The organism is Rhizobium leucaenae USDA 9039, assembly GCF_000426285.1.
Taxonomy (GTDB): Bacteria; Pseudomonadota; Alphaproteobacteria; order Rhizobiales; family Rhizobiaceae; genus Rhizobium; species Rhizobium leucaenae.
Genome location: NZ_AUFB01000021.1, coordinates 82,374 through 109,020, shown reverse-complemented (window position 1 = coordinate 109,020; position 26,647 = coordinate 82,374). Strand labels below are relative to the sequence as shown.

General features: G+C 61.4%; 22 protein-coding genes. 5 read left to right on the top strand and 17 right to left on the bottom strand.

What is annotated here, in order from left to right; all coding sequences use genetic code 11:
- From K290_RS0125420 to cyoA, 6 genes are all read right to left on the bottom strand, one after another.
- A partial coding sequence (locus K290_RS0125420; RefSeq protein WP_028754466.1) for a helix-turn-helix domain-containing protein occupies nt 1-260 on the bottom strand: 260 nt, incomplete at its 3' end.
- Between the two features lie 85 nt (nt 261-345).
- Nucleotides 346-1,110, bottom strand: a complete 765-nt coding sequence (locus tag K290_RS0125415; RefSeq protein ID WP_028754465.1) for an SURF1 family protein — start codon at nt 1,108-1,110, stop codon at nt 346-348.
- Nucleotides 1,111-1,245: 135 nt separating this feature from the next.
- Nucleotides 1,246-1,647, bottom strand: a complete 402-nt coding sequence (cyoD, locus tag K290_RS0125410) for a cytochrome o ubiquinol oxidase subunit IV (protein WP_028754464.1) — start codon at nt 1,645-1,647, stop codon at nt 1,246-1,248.
- Nucleotides 1,644-2,273 carry a cytochrome o ubiquinol oxidase subunit III gene (gene cyoC, locus K290_RS0125405; protein ID WP_028754463.1) on the bottom strand — a complete coding sequence of 210 codons (630 nt, stop codon included), beginning with the start codon at nt 2,271-2,273 and terminating at the stop codon, nt 1,644-1,646. The genes cyoD and cyoC overlap by 4 nt, the downstream gene beginning before the upstream one ends.
- A gap of 5 nt (nt 2,274-2,278) precedes the next feature.
- Complete coding sequence (gene cyoB / locus K290_RS0125400; RefSeq protein ID WP_028754462.1) at nt 2,279-4,282, bottom strand: cytochrome o ubiquinol oxidase subunit I; 2,004 nt, start codon at nt 4,280-4,282, stop codon at nt 2,279-2,281.
- A gap of 47 nt (nt 4,283-4,329) precedes the next feature.
- Complete coding sequence (cyoA, locus tag K290_RS0125395; RefSeq protein ID WP_028754461.1) at nt 4,330-5,466, bottom strand: ubiquinol oxidase subunit II; 1,137 nt, start codon at nt 5,464-5,466, stop codon at nt 4,330-4,332.
- Nucleotides 5,467-5,849: 383 nt separating this feature from the next.
- Between cyoA and K290_RS0125390 the strand changes: the two genes are divergently transcribed.
- From K290_RS0125390 to K290_RS0125375, 4 genes are all read left to right on the top strand, one after another.
- Entirely contained in the window at nt 5,850-7,187 is a 1,338-nt protein-coding gene (locus tag K290_RS0125390) for an MFS transporter (protein WP_028754460.1), read from the top strand.
- A gap of 212 nt (nt 7,188-7,399) precedes the next feature.
- Nucleotides 7,400-8,416: an iron ABC transporter substrate-binding protein gene (locus K290_RS0125385; protein ID WP_028754459.1), complete on the top strand. Its 1,017-nt coding sequence runs from the start codon at nt 7,400-7,402 to the stop codon at nt 8,414-8,416.
- Between the two features lie 126 nt (nt 8,417-8,542).
- Nucleotides 8,543-10,144: an ABC transporter permease gene (locus K290_RS0125380; RefSeq protein WP_028754458.1), complete on the top strand. Its 1,602-nt coding sequence runs from the start codon at nt 8,543-8,545 to the stop codon at nt 10,142-10,144.
- Entirely contained in the window at nt 10,141-11,199 is a 1,059-nt protein-coding gene (locus K290_RS0125375; protein WP_028754457.1) for an ABC transporter ATP-binding protein, read from the top strand. Before K290_RS0125380 ends, K290_RS0125375 begins: the two co-directional genes overlap by 4 nt.
- 177 nt (nt 11,200-11,376) lie before the next feature.
- Here the strand turns inward: K290_RS0125375 and K290_RS0125370 are convergent, their stop codons facing one another.
- The 9 genes from K290_RS0125370 to K290_RS0125330 all read right to left on the bottom strand — a co-directional run bounded on the left by K290_RS0125370 (nt 11,377) and on the right by K290_RS0125330 (nt 21,007).
- Entirely contained in the window at nt 11,377-13,167 is a 1,791-nt protein-coding gene (locus K290_RS0125370) for an adenine deaminase (protein ID WP_028754456.1), read from the bottom strand.
- The gene (locus K290_RS0125365; RefSeq protein ID WP_028754455.1) at nt 13,164-14,087 is read right to left on the bottom strand and encodes a nucleoside hydrolase; all 924 of its coding nucleotides are present in this window, start codon (nt 14,085-14,087) and stop codon (nt 13,164-13,166) included. The genes K290_RS0125370 and K290_RS0125365 overlap by 4 nt, the downstream gene beginning before the upstream one ends.
- A 4-nt stretch (nt 14,088-14,091) precedes the next feature.
- Nucleotides 14,092-15,120, bottom strand: coding sequence for an ABC transporter ATP-binding protein (locus tag K290_RS0125360; protein ID WP_028754454.1), 1,029 nt, complete (start codon nt 15,118-15,120; stop codon nt 14,092-14,094).
- Nucleotides 15,113-15,892, bottom strand: coding sequence for an ABC transporter permease (locus K290_RS0125355; protein WP_028754453.1), 780 nt, complete (start codon nt 15,890-15,892; stop codon nt 15,113-15,115). Before K290_RS0125355 ends, K290_RS0125360 begins: the two co-directional genes overlap by 8 nt.
- Nucleotides 15,889-16,719, bottom strand: coding sequence for an ABC transporter permease (locus K290_RS0125350; protein WP_028754452.1), 831 nt, complete (start codon nt 16,717-16,719; stop codon nt 15,889-15,891). Before K290_RS0125350 ends, K290_RS0125355 begins: the two co-directional genes overlap by 4 nt.
- Nucleotides 16,720-16,789: 70 nt before the next feature.
- Complete coding sequence (locus K290_RS0125345; RefSeq protein WP_028754451.1) at nt 16,790-17,812, bottom strand: ABC transporter substrate-binding protein; 1,023 nt, start codon at nt 17,810-17,812, stop codon at nt 16,790-16,792.
- Between the two features lies 1 nt (nt 17,813).
- Nucleotides 17,814-18,905 carry a LacI family DNA-binding transcriptional regulator gene (locus tag K290_RS0125340; RefSeq protein WP_028754450.1) on the bottom strand — a complete coding sequence of 364 codons (1,092 nt, stop codon included), beginning with the start codon at nt 18,903-18,905 and terminating at the stop codon, nt 17,814-17,816.
- Nucleotides 18,906-19,088: 183 nt separating this feature from the next.
- On the bottom strand, nt 19,089-20,477 hold the full coding sequence (locus K290_RS0125335) for a M20/M25/M40 family metallo-hydrolase (RefSeq protein WP_028754449.1): 1,389 nt from the start codon (nt 20,475-20,477) through the stop codon (nt 19,089-19,091).
- 113 nt (nt 20,478-20,590) lie between these two features.
- A complete protein-coding gene (locus K290_RS0125330) occupies nt 20,591-21,007 on the bottom strand; it encodes a MarR family winged helix-turn-helix transcriptional regulator (protein WP_028754448.1) in 417 nt (138 codons plus the stop codon).
- Between the two features lie 445 nt (nt 21,008-21,452).
- Between K290_RS0125330 and polA the strand changes: the two genes are divergently transcribed.
- Nucleotides 21,453-24,455, top strand: coding sequence for a DNA polymerase I (gene polA, locus K290_RS0125325; protein WP_028754447.1), 3,003 nt, complete (start codon nt 21,453-21,455; stop codon nt 24,453-24,455).
- A 453-nt stretch (nt 24,456-24,908) separates the two neighbouring features.
- Here the strand turns inward: polA and phnN are convergent, their stop codons facing one another.
- Together phnN and K290_RS0125315 are read right to left on the bottom strand one after the other, a co-directional pair.
- Entirely contained in the window at nt 24,909-25,472 is a 564-nt protein-coding gene (gene phnN / locus K290_RS0125320; protein ID WP_037136243.1) for a phosphonate metabolism protein/1,5-bisphosphokinase (PRPP-forming) PhnN, read from the bottom strand.
- Nucleotides 25,473-25,507: 35 nt separating this feature from the next.
- Entirely contained in the window at nt 25,508-26,647 is a 1,140-nt protein-coding gene (locus tag K290_RS0125315) for an alpha-D-ribose 1-methylphosphonate 5-triphosphate diphosphatase (RefSeq protein ID WP_028754445.1), read from the bottom strand.

Genomic DNA, 26,647 nt, shown 5'->3' with positions numbered 1-26,647 from the left:
TCCTTGAGGCCGTGCAGGCTGATCTGCGGGCTCTGAGCAATCCGCTCGGCTATGAAAGCGCGATGCGGTTCCAAAAGACGCTTGCGATGCCCGCCCATCTGACTGGGCGCGACGGAGCCGCTGCGGCGATAGCGCTGCGACCACTTCACGACAGATGAGACCGAGACACCGAACCGCGCCGCCACCGAGCGGCAGCTCTCTCCCGCCGCAGCAGCGCCCACGACACGTTCACGCAGATCATTCGAAAGAGGTGCGACCATCGATGCTGACCTCCTCTCAGCCAGCATCTTGAATCACATTCGACAACAAAAGGGAATCCGCGATTCAAATAAAATCAGAAACGCTCTAGCGGCTCGCCTTCGCCCGCTGCCGCTCGAAATAGATGAGATAGGCGGCAAGGCCTGATGTCATCACGGCAAGCCCGTACCAGGTGATAGCGTAGACCAGATGATTGTTGGGAAAGACGATCTGCGTCAGGCCGCCGACCGGCAGACCGCCGGGGTTCTTCTTGTCGTCGGCATCGATAAAATAGGGTGCGACGTTCTGCAGGCCCCGTGCCGCGGCGATCGCCGTAACGTCGCGGGAATACCAGCGCTCTTCCGAGGGCACGTTGGAGCGCAGCAGCGTGCCCTTCGGCTCGTTCATCCGCAGCAGGCCGGTGACGGTCGTCTCGCCGGAAAGCTCGCCGGCGGCTCGGGTATCCGGATTGCGCTTGTCGGCCGGCACAAAACCGCGATTGACGATGATGATCGTACCATCGGCCAGTTTCATCGGCGTCAGCACCCAGTAGCCGGGGCCGAGCACGGTCGAGGCATAGACCTGCGCTTCCTTGTCGTTGAGGAAGGTGCCGGTTGCCTGAACATGTTTGTATTCGTAGCCGGCGGCGTCGATCGCAGGCCATTCCGCCGGGCCGGGGGCGGCCGCGGGCGGCGCGTGCACGCGGGCATCGACGCGGGCGATCAGATCGAGCTTCCAATGCAGCCGCTTCACCTGCCATGTGCCGAGGCCGATGAGGAGTGCGGTCAAGAGCAGGAGCAGCAGCACCCAGATGGCAAGAGCAAGCATGGAACGCGGCTTGCCGTGAGAGGTGTTCGAGGAAATGTCGGTCATGGCGCTGGTCTCCGGGGACGCGCTGTCGCATGATTTCGGGAGGTCTTAATTTCTTCGCTGAAAATCACGCGTCCGGCGGAAGCAAGCGCCGGTGGAAGAGGGGCGGGCCTTCGGCAGAAGGCCCGCCGCTCGATCTTACGGCATGTTGCGCATCATGTCGGGCGACATGGGCATCATGTTGGAATTGAGGTGGTGCATGACCCAGAGCGAGCCGGAGAGCGCGATGATCACCAGCACGATGGTGAAGATCAGAGCCATCATGTTCCAACCGCCTTCCGACTTGGTGTTCATGTGCAGGAAATAGATCATGTGCACGATGATCTGGATGGCGCCGAAGATCATGATCAACGCCGCGGTGACGGTCGGATCGGAGAAGACCTTCGCCATGACCAGCCAGAAGGGGATGGCAGTGAGGATGACGGAGAGGATAAACCCCGTCATGTAGCTCTTGAACGTGCCGTGACCGGCCTCGTGGCCGCCATGGTGGTGGCCATGGGCGTCGGCGGAATGATGCGAAGGATTGGCGTTCGAGCTCATCCGAGAACTCCCATGAGATAGACGAAGGAAAATACGCCGATCCAGACGACGTCGAGGAAGTGCCAGAACATCGACAGGCACATCAGACGGCGCTTGTTTTCGGGAATGAGCCCGTGCCGGCTTGTCTGCACCATCAGTGTGACCAGCCAGACGAGGCCGCTGGTGACGTGCAGGCCGTGCGTGCCGACCAGCGTGAAGAAGGCCGACAGGAAGGCGCTGCGCTGCGGGCCGGCGCCCTCCAGGATCAGGTGATAGAATTCATTGAGTTCGAAATAAATGAAGGCGGCACCGAAGAGACCGGTGATCGCCAGCCACAACAGCGTTCCCGACTTGTTGTTCTTTTCCATCATCAGCATGGCGAAGCCATAGGTGATGGAGGAGAGCAGCAGCATCGTCGTGTTGAGGGCGACGACCGGCAGCTCGAACAGGTCGGCCGGCGAAGGACCGGCTGCATAGTTGTGGCGGAGCACGGCATAGGTCGCAAAGAGCACCGCGAAGATCAGGCAGTCGCTCATGATGTAGATCCAGAAGCCCAGCATCGTGCTGCCTTCGGGATGATGCTCTTCCTTCAGGTAGAAGGCGGGCGTTTCGCCATCTTTCAGAGCTGGCATGGTTTGAGTCGTCATGGGTCTTATACCTGTCCTGCGAGCTGCTTCGTACGCTCGTTCTCGGTCTTCACGACCTCGTCGGCGGGGATATGGAAGTCGCGCTTATAGTTGAAGGTATGGCCGATCGTAATGATGATCATCGCGGCGAAGGTAATGGCGGCGAGCCACCAGATGTACCAGATCATGCCGAATGCGAAGGCGATGGAGAGAACGCCGAGGATGATGCCCGTGCCGGTATTCTTCGGCATGTGGATCGGGATGAAGCCTTCGGTCGGCCTGACATAGCCGCGGCTCTTCATGTCCCACCAGGCGTCGTGATCGTAGACAATCGGCGTGAAGGCGAAGTTGTAGGCCGGCGGCGGCGACGAGGTCGACCATTCCAGCGTACGGCCGTTCCAGGGATCGCCGGTCACGTCGCGAAGCTCTTCGCGCTTCAGGAAGCTGACGACGAGCTGGATGAGGAAGCAGGCGATGCCGATAGCGATCAGCCCGGCGCCGAAGGCTGCGATGATGAACCAGATCTGCAGCGACGGATCGTCGAACTGGCTCACGCGGCGGGTAACGCCCATCAGGCCGAGGATATAGAGCGGCATGAAGGCGAACCAGAAGCCGATCTGCCAGAACCAGAAGCTCATCTTGCCCCAGAAAGGATCGAGCTTGAAGCCGAAGGCCTTCGGGAACCAGTAGTTGACGCCCGCAAACATGCCGAAGAGCACGCCGCCGATGATCACGTTATGGAAGTGGGCGATCAGGAACAGCGAGTTGTGCAGCACGAAATCGGCCGGCGGAACCGCAAGCATGACGCCGGTCATGCCGCCGATGGTGAAGGTCACCATGAAGCCGACGGTCCACAGCATCGGCACTTCGTAGCGGATGCGTCCATGGTACATCGTGAACAGCCAGTTGAAGAGCTTCGCACCCGTCGGGATCGAGATGATCATCGTCGTGATGCCGAAGAAGGAATTGACGCTGGCGCCCGAGCCCATCGTGAAGAAGTGGTGCAGCCAGACGAGGTAGGAGAGGATCATGATCACGCAGGTGGCGTAGACCATCGAGGCGTAGCCAAAGAGGCGCTTGCCACAGAAGGTGGCAACGACTTCCGAGAAGACGCCGAAGGCCGGCAGGACCAGGATGTAGACTTCCGGGTGGCCCCAGATCCAGATGAGGTTGACATACATCATCGGATTGCCGCCGAGGTCGTTCGTGAAGAAGTTCGTACCAGCGTAACGATCAAGGGTGAGCAGCGCGAGCGTGGCGGTCAAAATTGGGAAGCTCGCAACGATCAGGATGTTGGTGCAGAGCGACGTCCAGGTAAAGACCGGCATTTTCATAAAGGTCATGCCTGGTGCGCGCATCTTGACGATGGTGGCGACGAGGTTGATGCCTGAGAGCGTCGTTCCGATACCCGCGACCTGCAGGCCCCAGATGTAATAATCGACGCCGACGTCGGGGCTGTAGGCGATGCCGGAAAGCGGCGGATAGGCCAGCCAGCCGGTCTTCGCGAATTCGCCGATGAAGAGGGAGATCATGATGACGATCGCGCCTGCCGTCGTCATCCAGAACGAGAAGTTATTGAGGAACGGGAAGGAGACATCGCGCGCGCCGATCTGCAGGGGCACGACGAGATTCATCAGGCCGGTGACGAAGGGCATCGCCACGAAGAAGATCATGATGACGCCGTGGGCGGTGAAGATCTGGTCGTAGTGATGCGGCGGCAGATAACCCTCGGATCCGTTGAAGGCGATCGCCTGCTGCAGACGCATCAGCAGCGCATCGGAGAAGCCGCGCAGCAGCATGATCAGCGCCAGCACGACGTACATGATGCCGATCTTCTTGTGATCGATGCTGGTGAACCATTCCTTCCAGAGATAGCCCCAGAGGCGGAAATAGGTCAGCAGGCCGAGAAGCGCTATGCCGCCGATCGCGACGCCGATGAAGGTCACGACGAGGATAGGCTCGTGATAGGGAATCGAATCGAGCGTCAGCCGACCGAAGATGAATTTGTAGAGGTCCGGGTTGGAAGACATGGATTTCCTCTGTCCCTTATGAATGTCTTGTTATTGAGCGCACCGGATCAGTGACCCTGATGCTGCGCCGAACCGGTCGACGAATCGGAAGAAGAGCCGTTGCCCATATCCATGCCCTGCATGGAGCCCATGCCCTGCATCGAGTCATCTCCATGCTGCATGGCTTGCCCGGCGCCGCCGTCAGCCTTGACGGGCGTGACTTCGACCGCATCGGCATCGCGGTTGTCGTAGATCAGGCGCTCGCGGTTTTCCTGGCTGTCCTTGCCGGCACCGCCCTTGGCATCGATATGCATCATCTCGCCCATGCACATCTTGCTGGGATCGGCGCACATATTGAGGATTGCGTCATAGAGGCCTTCATCGACCGCATTGAAGTAACGCACCGGCTCTTTTTCACTCGGCTTGGCGAGCGCCAGATATTCCGGACGTCCGAGGGCCGTGCCCTGGCTCTTGACCTTCTGGACCCATTGGTCGAAGTCGGCTTTGCTCAGACCATGGAACTTGAACCGCATATGCGAGAAACCGGCGCCGCTGTAGTTGGCGGACAGGCCCTGATACTCGCCGGGCTTGTTGATGACAGCGTGCAGCTTCGTCTCCATGCCCGGCATGGCGTAGATCTGGCCCGCAAGTGCCGGAACGAAGAAGGAATTCATCACTGAGGAGGCGGTGATCTTGAAGTTGATTGGCGCATCCACCGGCGCTGCCAGTTCGTTGACTGTTGCGATGCCGAGATCTGGGTAGAAGAACAGCCACTTCCAATCGAGTGCCACGACTTCGACATTCAGCGCCCTCGTCGTGGTCGTTACCGGCTTGCCGGCGTCGACGCGATCGAGCGGCCGATAGGGGTCGAGCTGGTGGGTGCTGATCCAGGTCACCGCGCCGAGCGCAATGATGATAGCGAGCGGGGCCGACCAGATCACCAATTCGAGGCGAGTCGAATGATGCCAGTCCGGATCATAGGCTGCCGCCGTGTTCGACTGGCGGTATTTCCAGGCAAACAACAGCGTAAGGAAAATCACCGGTACGATGATCAACAGCATCAGGACGGTCGAGACGACGATAAGGTCGCGTTGCTGCACGGCGATGTCGCCGGAGGGAGCCATGACCACCATATTGCAGCCCGAAAGCAGCAAGATGAGCGGCAGGACGGATAAGCGGCTGAAAATCTTCGATAGTCTTGGCACGTCTCAAAGCTCTTTTTGTTATTGACCATACCGCGACTAAAGGACGGCGGTCATGAACGGTATGAGGTGTTTCGTCGCACCGCAGCAAGCCTGGGTGCATTGCGGTATCGAGCGCAACCTCCCCTATCGGGAAAATCCTGAGAAATCCAGCAGGTTTTCCCATGGCCAGGTGCCTTTGCCGCGGCTAATATAAAGACATCGGCGGATATGGCTACTGGCCGGCAACACGCCGAGCCGGCATTGTGTCGGCAAAAGGCGGAATTAGCCCGGATCCATCAGCTAATTTGCGAATTATTCCATGCACGGAGACTTGATAAGTTCGTAAGTTTGATAAACATCTTATTCCTACGCGAGTTCGCGTCTGGAGAGGGAGGCTCCCGTATATGGTCAGCGCCACGCATGAATCATTAAATCCAACGTCCGCAGGTTTGGAACGCGATGCGCGCGAGATGCATGCTCGCGGTACTGTCGATCCCGGTAATATTGCCATCGGCGTGATCATCGGTCGCACGTCCGAGTTCTTCGACTTCTTCGTTTACGCCATCGCATCCGTCCTGGTTTTCCCGAAGCTGATCTTCCCCTTCGCGGATCCCCTGCGGGGCACGTTGCTTTCCTTCCTGGTTTTTTCGCTTGCCTTCATCGCTCGCCCGATCGGCTCGTTCATCTTCATGGCGATCGACCGCACCTATGGCCGCGGCGTTAAGCTTACGATCGCGCTGTTCCTGCTCGGCGGGTCCACGGCCTCGATGAGCTTCCTGCCCGGCTACAGCGAAGTCGGCGTCTACGCGATCGTTCTGCTCGCCTTCTTGCGCATCGGCCAGGGCCTTGCGCTCGGCGGCGCCTGGGATGGTCTTGCCTCGCTGCTGGCGCTCAATGCGCCGACCGATCGCCGCGGCTGGTATGCGATGATCCCGCAGCTCGGCGCGCCGACCGGCTTCATGCTGGCAAGCGCTCTGTTCGCCTATTTCGCCATGAGCCTCTCCACGGTCGATTTCTTGGAGTACGGCTGGCGCTATCCGTTCTTCTGCGCCTTCATGGTCAATGTCGTCGCGCTGTTTGCCCGACTGCGCCTCGTCGCCACGCCGGAATTCGGTGCGCTGCTGGAGCGCCATGAGCTGGAGCCGGTCAAGATGACGGAGCTTCTGCGCGTTCATGGCCGCGACGTGCTCATCGGCGCTTTCGTGCCGCTGGCAAGCTTTGCGACCTTCCATCTGGTCACGGTGTTCCCCCTCGGCTGGGTAACGCTTTATAGCGCACAGTCTCCCGGTTCGTTCCTGTTGGTGGAATTCCTCGGTGCGATCTGCGGTATCGTCGCGATCGTCTGTTCCGGCCTGCTTGCTGACCGTATCGGCCGCCGCAACCAGCTTGCCGTGGGCGCCGTGTTGATTGCGATCTTTGCTTTCGTCGCACCCTGGCTGCTCGATGGCGGTGTCACCGGCCGCCATATCTATGTGGTCCTCGGCTTCACGCTGCTCGGCCTCTCCTTCGGCCAGGCTGCCGGCGCCAGTGCTTCGCGCTTCAGCCGGAACTATCGCTATAGCGGCTCGGCATTGACCTCGGATCTCTCCTGGCTGATTGGCGCCGGCTTCGCGCCCTTCGTGGCGCTTGCCCTCTCCAGCCAGTTCGGTCTGGTCTATACCAGCCTCTATCTGCTCTCCGGTGTGGTCTGCACGCTCGTTGCGATCTTCTTCAGCAAAACGCTGGAAACGCGCGACAACTGATCGGATCTTTTCGAACACCTAGAAGCCGCGGCGTGAGAGCGCCGCGGCTTTTTCGTGCTTGGCGGAGCCTCGCCGGCGAACGAACCTAAATCTTGACTCACTTTTCAAACTTTTGTGATAAAAAAGGGCGCACTGAAACTTGAAAAAGATAGTCAAGAAAAATATAGGCTACCGCACCACCGTCACGGACGGGTTTCAGCGAGAGGACGCCTATGACTTTTTCCTTTACCCATCTCACCAGCGCCTTGGTGCTTGCCGCAGGTCTTACGGTTGCGCCGCTGATGGCCAATGCCGCCGAATCCGAAGGCATCGTCGTGTATAATGCGCAGCATGAGGCGTTGACGCAGGCCTGGGCAGATGGATTCACCAAGGAAACCGGCATCAAGGTGACGATCCGCAACGGCAGCGACATGCAGTTCGCCAATCAGATCGTCGAGGAAGGTGCTGCATCTCCCGCCGACGTGTTCCTGACCGAAAATTCCCCCGGCATGGCACTTGTCGACGCCAGGAAGCTCTTTGCACCCGTGGATGCCGATACGCTGGCGCAGGTGCCGGAAACCTTCAAGGCGGCTGATGGCGATTGGGTCGGCGTTGCCGCCCGTTCCACGGTTTTCGCCTATGACAAGACCAAGCTGAAGGAAAGCGATCTGCCGAAGTCGCTGCTCGACCTCGCCGATCCCGCCTGGAAAGGCCGCTGGGGCGCATCGCCCGCCGGCGCCGACTTCCAGGCGATCGTCAGCGCGCTTCTTGAACTGAAGGGCGAGGACGTCACGAAGTCCTGGCTGAAGGCACTTAAGCAAAACGCGACTCCTTATAAGGGCAACAGCGTTGCCATGAAGGCGGTCAATGCCGGCGAAATCCAGGGCGCCGTCATCTATCACTATTATTGGTTCGGCGATCAGGCGAAGACGGGCGAAAACAGCAAGAACGTCGCGCTACACTACTTCAAGAACCAGGATCCGGGCGCCTTCGTCAGCATTTCCGGCGGCGGCGTCCTCGCCTCCAGCCAACACAAGAAGGAAGCGCAGGCGTTTTTGAAGTGGATCACCGGCAAGGGCGGACAGGCCGTTCTGCGCGACGGCGATTCCTATGAATATGCCGTCGGCAACGGCGCTCAGTCGAACCCGAAGCTGGTGCCGCTTGCCGAGCTGCAGGCGCCGAAGGTCGAGCCTTCCAAGCTGAACAGCAAGAAGGTGACCGAACTCATGACCGAAGCGGGTTTGATCTAAGTCCTTGCATCCGGTCCGCATGCCCTGCTAGGGGCATGCGGATGGCCATTCGGCCATTTCGATCCCGGCAATCGCCTCCCGGTGGCGGTTGTCTTCCTATTTCAGGGCGTGAAAGGCAGCTAAGACTTGCTGCAGAAGAACACATATGCCGCGCCGGCCGGTCAGGCCGCTGCACTGCGATTGCCTCCGTTGACCGCTGCGTCCGGTGGCCGTGTTCCGCACGCTTCCGTCATCGCCCTTGCATCCGTCGTCGCGCTTCTGAGCCTAGTGCCGCTCGGCTTCATCGTCTGGATCACGGCCGACACCGGCTGGAGGCAAGTCATCGCGCTCATTTTCCGCCCGCGCGTCGGCGAATTGCTGACCAATACGGTCCTTCTCGAAGTCTGTACCATACCGCTCTGCATCGTGCTTGCCGTTACGCTCGCCTGGCTGACCGAGCGTACGGATATCCCGGGTGCCCGCATCTGGTCGTGGCTGGCGGTCGCGCCGCTTGCCGTGCCCGCCTTCGTGCACAGCTATGCCTGGGTCAGTCTGCTGCCGGGCATGCGTGGGCTCTGGAGCGGCGTGCTGGTATCCGTGCTTGCCTATTATCCCTTCCTCTATCTGCCGGTGGCCGCACAGTTGCGCCGCCTCGATCCGGCGATCGAGGATGCCGCCGCCTCGCTCGGCCTTGGCCCGTGGCGGGTTTTCTTCCGCGCTGTCCTGCCGCAGCTTCGCCTTGCCATCTGCGGCGGCTCGCTGCTGATCGGCCTGCACCTGCTTGCGGAATATGGTCTCTATGTGATGATCCGCTTCGATACTTTTTCGACGGCAATCGTCGATCAGTTCCAATCCGCCTATAACAGCCCGGCCGCCAACATGCTCGGCGGCGTTCTCGTTTTCTGTTGCCTGCTGCTGCTCGGCATCGAGGTTTTGGTGCGCGGCAATGAGCGTTACGCCCGTGTGGGCTCCGGCGCAGCCCGCCCGGCGGACCGCCGCCGTCTCGGCTGGTTCGTCGTTCCGGCCGTTGCGCTGCCGCTAGCAGCGGCCGTGCTGACCCTCGGCGTGCCCTTCGTGACGCTGGGGCGCTGGCTCTATCTCGGCGGCGCCGGCATCTGGCGGATGGATACGGTCGGCTCGGCTTTGCTGCAGACGATCGTGCTTGCCGTTGCCGGCGGTTTGCTCGCGACCCTCGCCGCCGCGCCCATGGCCTGGCTCTCGGTGCGCGCGCCGGGCCGGCTGCAGCGCATCCTAGAAGCATGCCACTATTATGTCGGCTCGCTGCCGGGCGTCGTGGTGGCGCTGGCGCTAGTGTCGATTACCGTGCGGCTCGTGCTGCCGCTTTACCAGACCTTCGCGACACTGCTGCTCGCCTATGTCCTGCTGTTCCTGCCGCGCGCATTGGTCGGCTTGCGCTCCAGCATCGCCCAGGCCCCGGTCGAGCTCGAACGTGCCGCCATGGCGTTGGGACGCACGCCAAGCCAGGCCGTGCGGCAGATCACCATGCGCCTTGCCGCTCCCGGTTTTGCGGCGAGCGTCGCCCTTGTCGCTCTCGGCATCACCAACGAATTGACGGCGACGCTGATGCTGTCGCCCAACGGCACGGAGACGCTGGCGACGAAATTCTGGTCGCTCACCAGCGAGATCGACTACGTCTCCGCCGCGCCCTACGCCTTCATGATGGTGGTGCTGTCGCTGCCGCTCACTCTTCTTCTCTATGCACAATCCAAGCGGACGGCCGGACAATGACCTTTCTGGCGATTAAAAACATCGGCAAGCATTATGGCCCGGTGCACGCGCTTGATAACATCGATCTCACGGTCGCCGCCGGCAGCCGCACAGCGGTCGTCGGCCCGTCGGGCTCCGGCAAGACGACGCTGCTACGCATCATTGCCGGTTTCGAGACTCCGGATGTCGGCCAGGTGGCTTTGGAAGGTCAGGTCTTGGCGGATGGGCCGGCTGTCGTACCCGCCCATCGCCGCGGTATCGGCATCGTTTCGCAGGATGGCGCATTGTTTCCGCATTTGAGCGTGGCGGAGAATATCGGCTTCGGCATGGAGCGGGGCCAAGCGGACCGCGCGGAACAGATCAACGCGCTGATCGACATGGTGGAACTCGATCGCGGCATGCTCGATCGCCGCCCGCACCAGCTCTCCGGCGGCCAGCAGCAGCGTGTCGCGCTTGCCCGCGCGCTCGGTCGCAAGCCGAGGCTGATGTTGCTGGACGAACCCTTTTCCGCGCTCGACACGGGCCTGCGCGAAAACATGCGCAAGGCCGTCGCACGCGTCTTGCAGAATGCCGGCATCACCACGATCCTGGTAACGCACGACCAGGCGGAAGCGCTTTCCTTCGCGGATCAGGTGGCGGTGCTGCGCGAGGGGAAGTTGGTGCAGGCCGGAACGCCGCAAACGCTCTATCTCAACCCCCGCGACCGCGAGACTGCCACCTTCCTCGGCGACGCCATTTTGCTGCCGGCCGAGCTGGGCGATGGCTTCGCCGATTGTGTGCTTGGCCGCATCCCAACGGATGCCAACGGTCGCCGGGGCCGGGCGGAAATCATGCTGCGGCCCGAGCAGTTACGGTTCAGCATGATCGACGGCACTGCCTCCGATACCCAATGTGCCGGTAATGTCATCGATGTCGAATTCGGCGGTGCCGTCTGCACAGTGACGCTTGCCCTTGCCAATGCCACAGGCGCCGCACCCCTCACCATCAAAAGTTCCAGCGTCGGCCTGCCGGAGATCGGCAGCACCGTGCACGTCAGCGTGCTCGGCAAGGCGCATGTCTTCGATGTGGTAGGCTGATAGGCTCTTTCCTGTCGAAGCCCGATCTCAATGAAAACACCTTCGCCCCAGCGGGGAGAAGGTCGAGCGAAGCTCGGGTTGAGGGGGCGTTGCACCGTAAGGATTGCTCTTCACGTGCGCGCCCAGAACTACCGCTCCTCGCTCTCTTGAGCTTGTCGAAGGGCGGGCACCTTCTACTCAAGTGGAAGAAGGCAATACCGCCGTCTCCAACACCCGCCCCGTCACCACGTCAGCAATCCCCCGATCCGTCTGGTGCGGCCCGATGTTGCAAGCGAGCGTCGCACCGAAGCAGGCTTTGAAGACGAGGTAAGGCGGTCGCCAGGTGACGATTTTTTCCATCGCCTTGCGGATGGCGCGGAAGGCGAGGGCGGTTTCGTCGAGGGACGCAGTGGTCACCAACCCGGAGAGGGGCAGGGGCAGCAGCATGTCGACTTGACCATTCGAAGCAACAGCCATGCCTCCGCCAGCGGCGATGACGGCGTTGGCGGCAACCGTCATATCGCCAATATTGCCGCCGAAAACCGTCAGATTATGGCTGTCATGCGAGACCGTCGTGCAGAAGGCACCGCGCCATTCGCCCCAGCCGGTGAGAAAGCCGACGCGCGGTCGTCCGTCCGCCTTGCCGTGACGATGGGCGGCGGCGATCATCGTGGTCCCGGCGGGCGGCACGACGAATCCGTCCGCGACATCGGCCTCCGCCTCGCCCCATTGCGTGAAGCGCGGCTGGTCGATCGTCGCAAGGCGCACACGATTGCCGGCGGCCGGCACACGAAAATCGTCTTCGCCGAGAGGCGCGAGCTTGACCGAATTCTGTAGCGCTGTGGTATCGAGATGAGCGATCATGCCGATGACCTTGCCGGCCTCGGCAATGATCCTGCCATTGGCGATCACCTGTTTCGCTTTGAAATCCTGTAGGTCTTCAAAAAGAGCGATATCGGCGCGGCGTCCGGCGGCGATCAGGCCGAGATCGTTGCGACCGAGCCGCGTGGCGGCGTTCAGCGTCGCTGCCCTCAATGCCCATTCGGGCTTCAGCCCGTCGCGCACCAGGCGACGGACGACGTCGTCCAGGCCGCCGTCGAAATGCAGCTCGTCGGGAAAAACGTCGTCGGTGCAGAGCGTTACCGTCTGCGGCATGAAGCCGAGATTGTTGATGACCTCGACGAATTGCCTGAGCAGGTGGTCGTGCGAGCCGCGCAGCTCGATGGTCATGCCGGCGGAAAGCTTGGAGAGCAGATCAGCGCCGGAGGTCAGCTCATGGTCGGAGGTGATGCCGGCTGCCATGAAAGCATTGAGATCGGCGCCTTCCAGCCCGCGGGCATGGCCGCAGACGAGCTTGCCGGATTGCAGCCCGGCATTGACGATCGCGCTCGTGCGCGGATCGCCGTCGATGACGCCGCGCATGGTCATGACCTCGGCAAGGCCGGCGATCTCGGGCCATGCCAGCATGCCGGCCATGGCGGAAGCATCGATATCGGCACCCGCCAGCTCCAGCCCAGGTGCGGAGGGCACACAGGAAGGGGCAAGCGGGATCACGCGGAGTGGCAACGATCGTGTCGCCTCGATCGCCCAGCGCACGCCGTCGAGACCATGCACATTGCCGAACTCATGCGGGTCCCAGACGACGGTCGTCACCCCATTCGGCAACACGGCTTCGGCATAGGCCGCCGGCGTCACCATCGAGCTTTCGATGTGCATGTGCGTATCGATCAGACCGGGAGAGAGAAAGGCGCCGCCGGCGTCGATCGTGCTGGTGGCGTCCGTTCGGCCGCCCGGCGCATGGACGCTCGCGATCAGCGCACCGACGATGCCGATATCGGCGGCCCGGATCTGACCGGTCACCATGTCGACCAGACGGCCACCCGCGATCAGCAGGTCGAAAGGCGCATCGCCGCGGGCAGCAGCGACCGCACGCGCGCGCAGGTCGGGCAAATGGAGATCGGCGGGCTCGCTTGGGGAATGTCGGATCATCGGCGTGCCTCGTTGATCAACGCACCGAAAATGATGACGCGCGCCATGTCGGCATCGATCTCGGCGGCAAAATGAGCGTTAAACTCCGCATGTGACGCGCGTGTTTCGACGACGGTGCGCCCGCGGGTGTGCCGCCCCTGCAGCTCGACATCGATCCGGGCATGCTGAAGCGTGGCGATCTCGGGCGCGATGAAGACGGCGGCAGCGGTCGGATCATAGATCGCCATGGCAGGACGGCCGCGGCTGATGCCAATGTTGACATAGCCGCCGAGAAGATCGCCAAGCAGTTCGGCGTTTTTGCCGGCGGCCTGGCGCACAAGATCGACATCATCCGCCCGCGCCAGGACCTTTCGGCAGATATCGAGATCGATTATTCGCAGCGGCAGGTGATGGGCGAGCACGATGGCAAGCGCCTCCGGATCGGCATAGGCGTTGAATTCGGCGGAAGCCGTATGGTTGCCGGAGGTCACGCCGCCGCCCATCCAGGTGAGTTCGTCGATGCGGGCGGCGAGGTCGGGCCGGGCCAGCGCGAGTGCAGCGATATTGGTGAGCGGCCCGAGCGCGATGATGCGCCTCGGCTCCGTGCCTTGCTGCAGCCAGTCACAGAGGGCGGTGAAGGCATCGCTTAATGGCAATTCATTTGCCGGCGGCAGGCTCTTGCCCATGGTTGGCATGCCGCTTTGTCCGAGAACACGTTGCGCCGTTTCCAGCTTGCAAAGCACCGGCAATTTACGACCCGTGTAGATGGGAAATTGCCAGCCGAAAGCGGCAGCGGCGCTGGCGGCGTTGTGGCGCACCTGCGCCAGCGGCGCATTGCCGCTCACCAGCGAAACGCCGTCGATCTCGAGGCTCGAATGCGCCACCACCAGAATGGCGGCGATATCGTCGAAGCCCATATCGGTATCGATCCAGATCCCCATGGCCCTATCCGTGTTTTGCAAGCGAAGCTGCGGCTGAGACCGGCAGGTCGAAGGCGAGCTCGCTGCCCATGGCGTGAACGGCCGCGGCCGCGTCCACTTCGGCTTTGATCGGCCCGAGCGGCGTGTCGAGCAGATATTCGCGGCTGTCGCCGGCAAAAGACGTGCCGCGCACGGTACCCCGGAAAGGACCTGAACCGAGGACCACCGCCCGCGGCCGCCAGGCCAGGCCCGCCGCAGACGAGGGCGCAGGGGACGAAAGCGTAATGGCGCCGTTCGCCGTTTTCACCCTGCCGTTCTCCAGCGCAAAGACATTCTCGAAGCCGACGAAATTAGCAACGAAGGCCGAAACCGGCCTGTTGTAAATATCCTCCGGCGTGCCGATCTGCTTGATGCCGCCGTTCACCATGACAATGATGCGGTCGGCAAGCGCCAGCGCCTCCACCTGGTCATGCGTGACGAAGATCATCGTCACGCCGGTTTCCTTCTGCACCCGTTGCAGCTCGGTGCGCATTTCCAGGCGCAGGCGGGCGTCCAGGTTCGACAGTGGTTCGTCCAGCAGCAAGACTTTCGGCTCCATCACCATCGACCGCGCCAGTGCCACGCGCTGCTGCTGGCCGCCGGACAGTTCGCCGGGCTTTCGGCTGGAGAAGCTGGCTAGACCGACGGATTTCAAGCCCGCGCCGACCCGGTCAACGAGATCATTGCCGCGCATACCCTTGAGACGTAGGCCGAAGGCAACGTTTTCATAGACGGTCAGGTGCGGAAACAGCGCATAGGATTGGAAGACCAGGCCGACGGCGCGCTTGTTGGCGGAAACGCGGGTAATGTCGGCGCCGTCGAGGCTGATTTTGCCGGAAGCAGGCGTCAGCAGCCCGGCAATCGCCCGCATCGTCGTCGTCTTGCCGCAGCCGGAGGGACCGAGCAGGGCCACAAGTTCGCCTTTGCCGATCGACAGGTCGAGGTCCTTGACCGCGACCGTGTCGCCATAGGCGAGCGTCAGCCTGTCCAGCGTGAGGTAGGAGGGGTCAGACATAGCGGGAAAATCCTAGGAAACGTTCGGCAAGGAAAACGATGCCGATGGAAAGGAAGGCGAGCAGCGCCGACAATGCAGCGACGGAAGGATCGTAGGTCGTTTCCATATAGCCGAGCATGTCGATCGGCAGCGTCTGTACGCCCGGCCTGGCGAGAAACAGCGATACCGGCACCTGATTGAAGCTGGTCACGAAGCCGAGGACGAAGGCGGCGAGCACGCCGCTGCGAATATTCGGCAACACCACGCGGGAAAAGGCGCCGAGTCGCGACGAACCAAGCAGCACCGCCGCCTCTTCCATATCGGAGCGCAGATTGTTGAGGCTGGCCGAGACTACACGCACGGCATAGGGAAGCACCAAAGCCGTATGCGCGAAGAATAGCGCCAGCGTGATGTCGAAGGAGAAGGGTACGACGAGATAGCGCAGGATTGCCAGGCCAACGATGATGCCTGGCACGATGATCGGTTGGGAGACCATCGTGCGGACCGTTTCGCCGCCGGGCAGTCTGTATCGCGACAGCGCGTAAGCCGCGGGAACACCGAGGATCAGTGCCAAAAGCGTGCCGCCGATCGCCAGAAACATCGACATGGCGAAGCTTTCCCGGAAGCTGTCGACGGTAAAGACTTTTGCCACCCAGCGCAGCGAAAGGCCCTGCGGCGGAAAGGCCAGCGTCTCGCCGCCGGACAGAGACGCGGCGACGATGATGACGAAAGGTCCGATCAGGAAGGCCAGCAGCAGGAGAAGGACGAGCGGAGAGAACAGGCGGCGCATCATGCCCGGTTCCTCGCAGTGGCGAGCCGCTTCAGCACCAGATTGGCGCCGAAACTCATGACGATGAGGATGAAGGCGATGACGCTCGCGGAAACATAGTCGTTGGAGACTGAAATGCGTTGATAGAGCAGCGTCTCCAGCATCAGTACTTTCGAACCGCCGAGAATGGCCGGCGTGATATAGGCCGTCAGCGAGCCGGTGAAGACCAGCGTGCCGCCGATCACCAATCCCTCGCGCGTCAACGGCAGCACCACTTTCCAGAACACCTGGAACCAGTTGGCGCCAAGGACGCGCGCGGCAGGAATGGCGTCCTTCGGCATGTTTTCCAGCGCGCTGATCAGCGACAGGATCATCAACGGCAGGAAGAGCTGCAGAAGGCCGATGAAGACGGCGGTCTCGCTGAACAGCAGGCGCAGCGGCTCGTTGCTCAAACCGAGACCCTGGACAGCCCGGTTGACGATGCCGGTGCGCCCGAGAATGACGATCCAGGCATAGGTGCGCGCCACCGGCGAGATCATCAGCGGCAGGATGACTAGGCCGACCAGGCGGCCCTTGCCCTTCGGCGGCAGGTTGACGATGGCGAAGGCGCTGGCATAACCAATGACGGCGGAAACGACGGTAACTTCGACGCCGAGCCGCAAGGTGCGAAGGAAGACTGTCCGATTCAGAGCCTCGGAGAAGAAGCCGGTATAGGCCGAAAGAGTCCAGCCGTTGGAGGCGATGTGAAAGCCCTCCGAGAGCAGGACGAGCACCGGCGCGAGGAAGACCACCGCGACGAAGACCGCCGCGGGCAGGGCAAGCGCCAGAGCTTCGGCCCTATTCTGGAACATCGAGGCTAACCTTTGAAAAAGCGGGAGGGATATCCCGATGCTGCGCTCCGGGATATCGTTCGATATGGCTTCATTGGCCGACCTTGTCATTCCATTCCTTGACCCAGCCATTGCGCTGGTCTAGGGCGACAGCGGATGGAATCAGCTTCAGGCTTTTTGCCGTGTCTTCGCCGTAAGTCAGGTTTTTGGCGACTTCGCCGGGCAGTTTGACTTCCTTGTTCGCCGGGCTGTCGACGAATTTCGCGGCAAGCGCCGTCTGCACCTCGGTCGAGAGCCAGAAATCCATAAACTGTAGGGCTAGATCCTGGTTCTTCGAGCCTTTGGTGATGACCAGCACGTTCATGCCGCCGGTCTGGCCTTCCTTCGGCGTTGCCCAGGCGACGGGCACGTCGAGTTTGGTGAAGCCCGTCCACGAGAAGCGGCCGATCGGCGCGGCCCAGATTTCCTCCTGCTGCATCAGTTGCACGAGCTGCGAGGATTTTTCATAGAAGGTGACGATATCGCCCTTGTGCTCGCCGATGGCGGCGATCGGGGCAGAGAGGTCGGGCGTATTCCTGCCGAGCGCGAAGCCCAGCATATAGAGAGCCGGCGGACCTTGATTGGTAGTGATGTTCGGCCATGCGACATGGCCCACATATTCCGGCTTGAGAAGATCGGCCCAGGAATCGATCTTCATCTTGTCCGAGCGATAGGCGATCGAGGTAGCATAGAAGGTATAGCCGACGCTCATGCCATCGCCGTTCGGGTCTTTGGCGACGTCGTAGAGCTTGTTGAAATTGCTGAGCTTCGACGTGTCGATCTTGTCGATCAGGCCGGCGCGAGAAGCCTGTAGCGCATCCGCCATGGAGACGGCTGCCAAGTCGACAACCGGATTGGCCTTGTTTTCCTGCATTTTTGCAAGACGCTCCACGCTGTTTCCGGTTTCGACCACCAGCTTGCAGTCGCATTTGGCCTCGAAAGGATCGTAGACGAGCTTCTTGTAATCGTCCTGGGCGAAGGCATAGACAGAGATGGTGAGCGTCCGTTCCTCTGCCTGTAGGCCGAGCGATGAGAAAGCGAGCAGAGTGGCGGAAGCTAGAAGCAATCGTTTCATGTCAGGAGTTCTCCGCTGAAAGTTTCGTTTTTGCCAGTCTGAGCGGGCCGGAGGATTGACGGACGACAAGCTGCATCGGGACGCGGGATTTCTCTGCGATGACAAGCCGGTTGCCGGGCAGCGGCTCGTCCGCAGACGCGTCGCCTGGCCTCATCGTTTTGATTGGTTTGCCATTGTTGATGGCGCTGACCAGCGCGGTGATGGCGATCTCGGCAATCGCCGTTATATCCATGCGTATTGTGGTAAGCGCGGGGGTTACGACCGGCGACCAGATGAGGTCGTCGAAGCCGGTGACACTTACGCTGTCCGGCACCGCGATGCCGGCGCGCTGCAATTCGGTGAGCGCGCGCAGGGCATGCAGGTCGGAAACGGCGGCAAAGGCCGTAAATCCCTGCTGCACCTTGTCCGCCAATCCCAGCAGACAGCCGGGACCGTCCCGTTCCTCCAGCTTTTCGATCCAGAGAACCTCGGTCTTTATGGTCGTTGCATCGAGGGCGGATTTGAAGCCGCCGATGCGGTCGTTCTGCACGCTGGAGGCGCTGCTTGCACCGATCAACAGGATCTTGCGATGCCCGAGATTGCGCAGATGCCTGGCGATTTCGCGCCCGCCCTGCCAGTGGTCGGCGGAAACCGTATTGCCGGGTGTCGAGGGTGTATCGATGACGGCCACGGGACAGCCGGCATCGGCAATGCGCGTGCCGCGCCGCGGCACGATTACCATTCCGTCGACACCGCGTTCCACCAGCCGTTGAATCGCTTCGGACTGCATGCCGATATCACCGCGCGAATCGGCGATCAGCACACCATAGCCGGCGACGGCGGCGGAATGTTCGATCGCCTGGGCGATCTGCGGGAAAAGCGGATTGGAGATATCGGGCAGAACCAGGCCAAGAACGCCGCTGCGCCCGGTCCGCAGCGCGCGGCCTGCCTGGCTCGGCACATAACCGAGCGCCGCCGCCGTTGCGCGGATACGCTCCGCCAGTTCGACCGAGACTCGTCCCTTGCCGGAAAGCGCGTTGGACACCGTGGCAACGGAGATGCCGAGCGAGGCGGCGATCCTGGTGAGATTGGGGCCGAGGCGCGCGGATCCCATCTGGTGTTTGCCCGTGAATAAGTGAAATGATTAATCGTTTAATCAGGCCTACAAGAAATGGCGGCCTTTGTCGAATGCAAATTGAGGCGGGTGGTACAATCTTGATGCCGGCCACGTCGGCAATACGTGGCGGAAAATGGCGGAGGACGCGCGATCTCGTTCGCGCGTCCTCGTTTGAAAGATTTAAGCGGCAAGCGCGTCGAGAATGCGAATCCAGGAGCGGATGCCCTTGTGATAGGACCTCAGCTCGTATTTCTCATTCGGCGAATGGATGCGATCGTCCGCAAGGCCGAAACCGACCAACAGGGATTCCATGCCGAGCATCTTTTGGAAGTCTCCGACGATCGGGATCGATCCGCCCATGCCGATAACGATAGCCGGCTTCGGCCATTCGTTTGACAGAGCATTCTTCGCCTTGGTCAGCACTGGCGAATCATAGGCCAGTTGGATTGCCGGTGAGGCGCCATGGGCATGGAATTCCACCGAGCAATCGGCCGGAACCCTTGAGCGCACATAAGCGCGGAAACTGTCGCGGATTGCGTCTGGGTTCTGCTGCCCGACCAGGCGGAACGATACCTTCGCCGACGCCTTGGCGGCGATAACGGTCTTGAAGCCGGCGCCGGTATAGCCGCCCGAGATGCCGTTGACCTCAGCCGTCGGCCGCGCCCAGGTGAGCTCCATCACCGAACGGCCCTTTTCGCCCGAGGGAATGGAGAGGCCGACGCCGCCGAGGAATTTTTCCGTCGTCATGCCGAGCGTTTCCCAGGAAGCCTTAATGTTGGCCGGCGTCTCTTCGACGCCGTCATAGAAGCCGTCGAGCATGACGCGGCCGGTCTCATCATGCAGGCCGGCGAGAATGTCGGTAAGGATATGGATCGGGTTGGCGGCCGCGCCGCCGAACATGCCGGAATGCAGGTCGCGGTCGGCGGCATTGATGATGATTTCTTCGCCGACGAGGCCGCGCAGGCCCGCCGAGATCGCCGGCGTATCGCCATCCCACATGCCGGTGTCGCAGACCAGCGCATAGTCCGCCTTCAGCTCGGCGGCGTTCTCTTCGAGGAAAGGCTTCAGCGACGGGGAGCCGGATTCCTCTTCGCCTTCGAACAGGATAGTGATGCGGACCGGAAGAGCACCCTTGGTTTCCTTGTAGGCGCGGACGGCTTCGACAAAGGTCATCAATTGGCCCTTGTCATCGGACGTGCCGCGGCCGGTCAGGATCTTGCGGCCATTGCCCAGGTCCTTGACCGCAGGCGCAAAGGGATCGCTCTCCCAAAGCTCGATCGGATCGACCGGCTGCACGTCGTAGTGGCCGTAGAACAGCACATGCGGTGCATCGGCACTCGCCGCATCGTGATGGGCAACGACCATCGGATGGCCGGGCGTGTCGCGCACGGAAGCGGTGAAGCCGAGCGAGGTCAGGTAAGTGACCAGCCATTCCGCCGCCTTGCGGCATTCGGCCTTGAAGGCCGGATCGGTCGAGATGGATTTGATGCGCAGCAGTTCGAACAGATTATCGAGACTGGACGGAAGGTTCTGATCCGCACGGTCGAGAACGGGCGATACATCGGTCATATCCGACTCCTTACGTGAAAATTGGCCGGACGATAGACCAAAGCCAGTCCGGTTTCGAGGCGGGAAAACCGAAAATTTCCGAATGCACCGTCACTTGGACGAGCCGCGCGGAGCTAGAGATGCTTGGCGTTTTCCAGGATGCGCCTGATATATTCGAGCAGCAGCTCGCGCTCGAAGGTGCGGAAACCTCGAAACAGCTCCTTGTCCGCGGCCATCGCCGCTTCGACGGCTTCGGTCTGCATGGCACTGGCCTTGCCTGTCAGGAACACCAGTTGCGCGCGTTTGTCGGATGGATGTGGCCGCCGTTCGACAAGCCCGTCGCGTTCCATGCGCGACAGCGTATTAGCCATCGTCGCCTGCTCGATATCGACGCGCTCCAGCAATTGCTTCTGCGTCAGGCCGTCTTCGGACCACAACTCGATCAGGATCGGAAATTGGCCGGGGGAAAAACCAAGCCCCGCCGCCCGTTGTTGCAACGAGCGGGCAAATCCCTTCGCCATCTGACTGGCAAGGTAAGCCGCAGAGTCCAAACGATTAAATCCCATGATTGCAAGTATGCCCGTATTTCGGAGTAAAACAATCATCAAATCTTGGGTGGATTGCGTCGGATGCGGGTTAAATTCTGGTAATATTCTGTGGTTTGTTTTTCTGTCTATGTAAATGAATTCTAATAGAAAAGCCGCCATGGCTGGAGGGGGGGCCATGGCGGCTTCAAAGGGGGGACAAAGGCCCGGAGAGGGGGATAGGCCTTTGTCCAAGTCTGACATGGCGGGGGACAGGCCGGTTGCCAGACCCTCGGCGTAATCAATCGCCGGTGAGTATCAGATGTGGCTCAAAATATGGTTTTTCAAGGGAATCCGCAGATTAGATTGATTAAAAATTGGTAACGTTTGAGTGAGAAATTTGGCCCGTCCGCACAGCGCCTGATGGAACTTTATATGGACGTTGGAGACGTGCCACGCTATCCATGTTGCCATGAAAAAAGGTGATCATCTCTTCCTCGTCGACGGCTCCGGTTTCATTTTCCGTGCCTTTCATGCCCTGCCGCCGCTGACGCGCAAATCCGATGGATTGCCGGTCGGCGCTGTCTCCGGTTTCTGCAATATGCTGTGGAAGCTGCTGACCTCGGCGCGCGATACTTCGGTCGGCGTCACGCCGACCCATTTTGCCGTCATCTTCGACTATTCCTCGAGGACGTTCCGCAAGGATGTCTACGACGCCTACAAGGCAAACCGCTCGGCACCGCCGGAGGAGCTGATCCCGCAATTCGGGCTCATCCGCGAGGCGACGCGTGCCTTCAACCTGCCTTGCATCGAAACCGACGGCTTCGAGGCGGACGATATCATCGCCACCTATGCCCGGCAGGCCGAGGCGATCGGTGCCGACGTCACCATCATCTCCTCCGATAAGGATCTGATGCAGCTCGTCACCCCGATGGTCCACATGTATGACAGCATGAAGGACAAGCAGATCGGCATCCCCGATGTCATCGAGAAGTGGGGCGTGCCGCCGGAAAAGATGATCGACCTGCAGGCCATGACCGGCGATTCCATCGACAACGTACCCGGCATTCCCGGCATCGGTCCGAAGACGGCGGCGCAGCTTCTGGAGGAGTTCGGCGATCTCGACACGCTGCTCGCCCGTGCCGGCGAGATCAAGCAGCAGAAGCGCCGGGAAAACATCATCGCCAATGCCGAGCTGGCCCGCATTTCCCGGCAGTTGGTGACGCTGAGGACCGATGTGCCGCTGGAACTGCCGCTCGAGGCATTGGTGCTCGAATCGCAGAACGGCCCGAAACTGATCGGTTTCCTGAAGGCGATGGAATTCACCTCGCTCACGCGCCGCGTCGCCGACGCCTGCGATTGCGATGCGGCTGCGATCGAACCATCCGAGGTCAAGGTCGAGTGGGGCGACACAGCGCATGGTCCCGACCTCGACGTCGCTAAAAATGTCGATCTCGTTGGCGGCAGCGAGGTAAGGGTCGAGGGTGCCTCCGTGCCCGCACCGGTGGTCAAGGCGCGGATGGCATCGGAAAGCGCCGCCGAGCCAGTCGAACTCGCCAGGGCGCGGGCGGCAAGCTTCGCCACCGCGCCGATCGATCATTCGACATATGTCACCATCCGCGATGTGGCTGCCCTCGATCAGTGGATCGCGGACGCGCGCGAAACCGGCATCGTCGCCTTCGATACCGAGACGACCTCGCTTGACGCGATGCAGGCCGAAATCGTCGGCTTTTCAATGGCGATCGCCGATAACCGGAACGATCCCTCCGGTGCGATCATCCGCGCCGCTTACGTGCCGCTCGGGCACAAGAACGGCGTTGGCGATCTGCTCGGCGGCGGGCTGGTGGACAATCAGATTCCGCTCCGCGACGCCCTGCCGCGGCTGAAGGATCTGCTCGAAGACGCCTCCGTCCTCAAGATCGCGCAGAACCTGAAATACGATTATCTGCTGATGAAGCGCTATGGCATCGAGCTCAAGGCCTTCGATGACACCATGCTGCTGTCCTACGTGCTCGATGGCGGCGCCAATGCAGTACACGGCATGGACAGCCTGTCGGAGCGCTGGCTCGGCCACAAGCCGATCGCCTACAAGGATGTCGCCGGCAGCGGCAGATCCAATGTCACCTTCGATCTTGTCGATATAGACCGCGCCACCGCCTATGCCGCCGAAGATGCCGATGTGACGCTGCGGCTCTGGCTGATGCTGAAGCCGCGGCTGGCGGCGGAAAAGCTCACCACCGTCTATGAGCGTCTGGAACGGCCGCTAGTGCCGGTTCTTGCCCATATGGAAGAGCGCGGCATCACCATTGACCGGCAGATCCTGTCGCGCCTCTCCGGCGAGCTGGCGCAGGGTGCCGCCGCCCTCGAGGATGAGATCTACACGCTCGCCGGCGAGCGCTTCAACATCGGCTCGCCGAAACAGCTCGGCGATATTCTCTTCGGCAAGATGGGCCTTGCCGGCGGCAGCAAAACCAAGACCGGGCAATGGTCGACCTCGGCGCAAGTGCTGGAAGATCTGGCAGCCGCCGGCTTCGAGTTGCCGCGCAAGATCGTCGACTGGCGCCAGCTCACCAAGTTGAAATCCACCTATACCGACGCGCTGCCGGGCTATGTCCATCCCGAGACCAAACGCGTCCACACCTCCTATTCGCTGGCCTCGACCACGACCGGGCGCTTGTCCTCCTCCGAACCGAACCTGCAGAACATTCCAGTTCGTACCGCCGAAGGTCGCAAGATTCGCACGGCTTTCATCTCGACGCCGGGTCACAAGCTGATCTCGGCCGACTACAGCCAGATCGAACTGCGTGTGCTGGCGCATGTCGCCAACATCCCGCAGCTCGAACAGGCTTTCGCCGATGGCGTCGATATTCACGCCATGACGGCCTCGGAAATGTTCAGCGTGCCGATCGAAGGGATGCCGAGCGAAGTGCGCCGCCGCGCCAAGGCGATCAACTTCGGTATCATCTACGGCATTTCCGCCTTTGGTCTTGCCAACCAGCTTTCAATCGAGCGTTCGGAAGCCGGCGATTACATCAAACGGTATTTCGAGCGCTTCCCCGGTATCCGCGATTATATGGAAAGCACTAAAGCAGCAGCGCGCGACAAGGGCTATGTCGAAACCATCTTCGGCCGCCGCGTGCATTTTCCGGAAATCCGCTCCTCCAATCCGTCCGTGCGCGCCTTCAATGAACGCGCCTCGATCAATGCGCCGATCCAGGGGTCGGCGGCCGACGTCATCCGCCGCGCCATGATCAAGATGGAGCCGGCGCTTGCGGCCGCGGGCCTCGCCGATCGCGTGCGCATGTTGCTGCAGGTGCATGACGAACTGATCTTCGAAGTCGAGGATGCCGATGTCGAGCGCACGACGCCGATCATCGTCTCGGTGATGGAAAATGCCGCCATGCCGGCAGTTGATATGTCTGTGCCATTGAAGGTGGACGCGCGCGCGGCTCACAATTGGGACGAGGCGCATTGAGGTAATCCGGGCACAGCGAGGAGGCCAGCCATCGTAGCTAGGCGGCCCCTCATCCGACCCTTCGGGCCACCTTCTCCCCGGGGGAGAAGGAGAAACGGAACGTGCGGCAAGTCCCTACCTTCTCTCCATCGGAGAGAAGGACGCGCGAAGCGCAGGTTGAGGGGGCGTTGCACCGTGAGATTCCTTCTGCAGGCGCGGCACAAACGGTCTCTATCTTGATCAGCGCTTCCGGTTCGACGATGCTCACTCTACCTGCCTTGGACCCGGCCCTCTCATTCGACTCCTGAATTTGTCGAAGGGCGGGCACCGTCCTTCGGACCCGAGGAGAGAAGGAGAAACGGAACGTGCGGCAAGTCCCTACTTCTCTCCAGCGGAGAGAAGGACGCGCGAAGCGCAGGTTGAGGGGGCGATGCACCGTGAGGTTTGCTTCTGCAGGTGCGGCACAAACCGTCTTTATTTTGAAATCAGCGCTTCCAGCACCGAAATGATGGCGCGTTCAGCCTCTTCAAGCGTGCCGCTATTGTCGATATCGGCGACATCGTAGCTGCCCTGAACGGTCAGCGAGCTTCTTTCCAGCCGCTTCAGCACATCCTCACGGCTTTCGCGACCGCGTGCCATCAGCCGCTCGGCCAAGACCTCGCGCCGCGCCGTGACGTTGATGACCTTCAGCCGCGGAAATGCGCTCTGGAAGCGATGTAACGCCGAGCGCGAGCCGTTGGCGATGACGAGATGGCCGCCGGCTAGCTCATCGCGGACCGCTACCGGAATACCATATTTCAGGCCATGCGCTTCCCAGGAAACGGCGAAGGCGCCGGCGCGCTGCAGTGCGTCGAAATCGGCATCCGAGACGCTTTTGTGATCCTCGTTGCCGGCATCGCCTTCCCGCGTGATGACGCGGCGGACGAAGCGGACATCCGGCCGACCGGCAAAATGCCGGGCAGCGAGATTCATCAGCGTATCCTTGCCGGCACCGCTCGGCCCGACCACCACGGCCATGATGCCTGCTGTGTCGGACATCAAGTTGTTAGCCGGCTTTGTGTTGGCCTCGACCGTCATGCGACACGTCGTCCTTCTCGCCAGACCGAGCGCGTCACCGGCACGCCATGATCGCGGCGAACGCGCACGAGATCGGCGCGCAGGCCTTCGGCGATGCGGCCACGGTCGTTCAGGCTGACGGTCTTCGCCGGGGTCGCGGTCACCATGGCGATCGCCTGTGGCAGGGAAATGCTCTCGACCTCGTCGGCGAGGATGAAGGGAGCATGCAGCAGGCTGAGCGGCACATAATCCGACGACAGCACGTCGAGCACGCCGAGTTCGGCGAGATCGCGGGCGGCGATATTGCCGGAATGCGACTTGCCGCGGACGATGTTCGGCGCGCCCATCAGCACGCTCATGCCCGCGCCATGCGACGCCTTGGCGGCATCGATGCTGGTCGGGAATTCCGCAAGGCGAACGCCGTAATTGATGGCTTCGTCGACATGGGCAAGGGTCGCGTCGTCATGGCTGGCGATGGTGATGCCGCGTTCGGCGCAAACCTTGGAGATGGCGTCGCGATGCGGCGTTGCGTATTTGGCCGATTCTTCCTGGCGCTTGGCAACGAAACGGGCGAAGGCTTCGTCGCTCAGGCCGCGCTTCTTCTGATAGTAGAAGATATATTGATCCATGGTCTGGAACTGGCGCTGGCCCGGCGCGTGGTCCATCAGCGAAACCAGCCGGACATAAGGGTCCTTCTCAAAATCCTGGAAATGATCGAGGACGTTGTCCGCGGAGACTTCGCAACGCAGGTGGATCAGGTGTTCGGCGCGCAGCCGGTCCTCGCGCTCCGCCGCCTGGATGGCATCGGCCATGTCGCGCATCTCGCCGCGTTCGAAACCGCCATCTTCATCCGAGCCCATGCGCAGGCAGTCGAACACAGTGGTGATGCCGGAGGTGACGATCTGGGCGTCATGCGCCTGGATGGCCGCCGTCTTGTTCCAGCGAACGCCGGGGCGCGGCGAATAGTGAGCTTCCAGATGGTCCGTGTGCAGCTCGACCAGGCCCGGGATCAGATAGTCCCCCTCGAAATCCTCTCCGATCGCCGAATTGCTCTCGGATATGCCGGCGATGCGACCGTCACGGATCAGCACGGAACCTTCGACGATCTTGTCTTCGAGGACGATGCGGGCGTTGGAGAGGACGGTTTCTTTGGTCAT

Bases quoted from the DNA above. Each gene is read 5' to 3' on its own strand.
- K290_RS0125355 (WP_028754453.1), bottom strand. From the start codon at position 15,892: ATGATGCGCCGCCTGTTCTCTCCGCTCGTCCTTCTCCTGCTGCTGGCC.
- K290_RS0125335 (WP_028754449.1), bottom strand. From the start codon at position 20,477: ATGACCGATGTATCGCCCGTTCTCGACCGTGCGGATCAGAACCTTCCG.
- K290_RS0125370 (WP_028754456.1), bottom strand. From the start codon at position 13,167: ATGATCCGACATTCCCCAAGCGAGCCCGCCGATCTCCATTTGCCCGAC.
- K290_RS0125375 (WP_028754457.1), top strand. From the start codon at position 10,141: ATGACCTTTCTGGCGATTAAAAACATCGGCAAGCATTATGGCCCGGTG.
- K290_RS0125345 (WP_028754451.1), bottom strand. From the start codon at position 17,812: ATGAAACGATTGCTTCTAGCTTCCGCCACTCTGCTCGCTTTCTCATCG.
- polA (WP_028754447.1), top strand. From the start codon at position 21,453: ATGAAAAAAGGTGATCATCTCTTCCTCGTCGACGGCTCCGGTTTCATT.
- K290_RS0125385 (WP_028754459.1), top strand. From the start codon at position 7,400: ATGACTTTTTCCTTTACCCATCTCACCAGCGCCTTGGTGCTTGCCGCA.
- cyoB (WP_028754462.1), bottom strand. From the start codon at position 4,282: ATGTCTTCCAACCCGGACCTCTACAAATTCATCTTCGGTCGGCTGACG.
- K290_RS0125315 (WP_028754445.1), bottom strand. From the start codon at position 26,647: ATGACCAAAGAAACCGTCCTCTCCAACGCCCGCATCGTCCTCGAAGAC.
- K290_RS0125350 (WP_028754452.1), bottom strand. From the start codon at position 16,719: ATGTTCCAGAATAGGGCCGAAGCTCTGGCGCTTGCCCTGCCCGCGGCG.
- cyoD (WP_028754464.1), bottom strand. From the start codon at position 1,647: ATGAGCTCGAACGCCAATCCTTCGCATCATTCCGCCGACGCCCATGGC.
- K290_RS0125365 (WP_028754455.1), bottom strand. From the start codon at position 14,087: ATGGGGATCTGGATCGATACCGATATGGGCTTCGACGATATCGCCGCC.
- phnN (WP_037136243.1), bottom strand. From the start codon at position 25,472: ATGTCCGACACAGCAGGCATCATGGCCGTGGTGGTCGGGCCGAGCGGT.
- K290_RS0125340 (WP_028754450.1), bottom strand. From the start codon at position 18,905: ATGGGATCCGCGCGCCTCGGCCCCAATCTCACCAGGATCGCCGCCTCG.
- K290_RS0125360 (WP_028754454.1), bottom strand. From the start codon at position 15,120: ATGTCTGACCCCTCCTACCTCACGCTGGACAGGCTGACGCTCGCCTAT.
- cyoC (WP_028754463.1), bottom strand. From the start codon at position 2,273: ATGACGACTCAAACCATGCCAGCTCTGAAAGATGGCGAAACGCCCGCC.
- K290_RS0125390 (WP_028754460.1), top strand. From the start codon at position 5,850: ATGGTCAGCGCCACGCATGAATCATTAAATCCAACGTCCGCAGGTTTG.
- K290_RS0125415 (WP_028754465.1), bottom strand. From the start codon at position 1,110: ATGACCGACATTTCCTCGAACACCTCTCACGGCAAGCCGCGTTCCATG.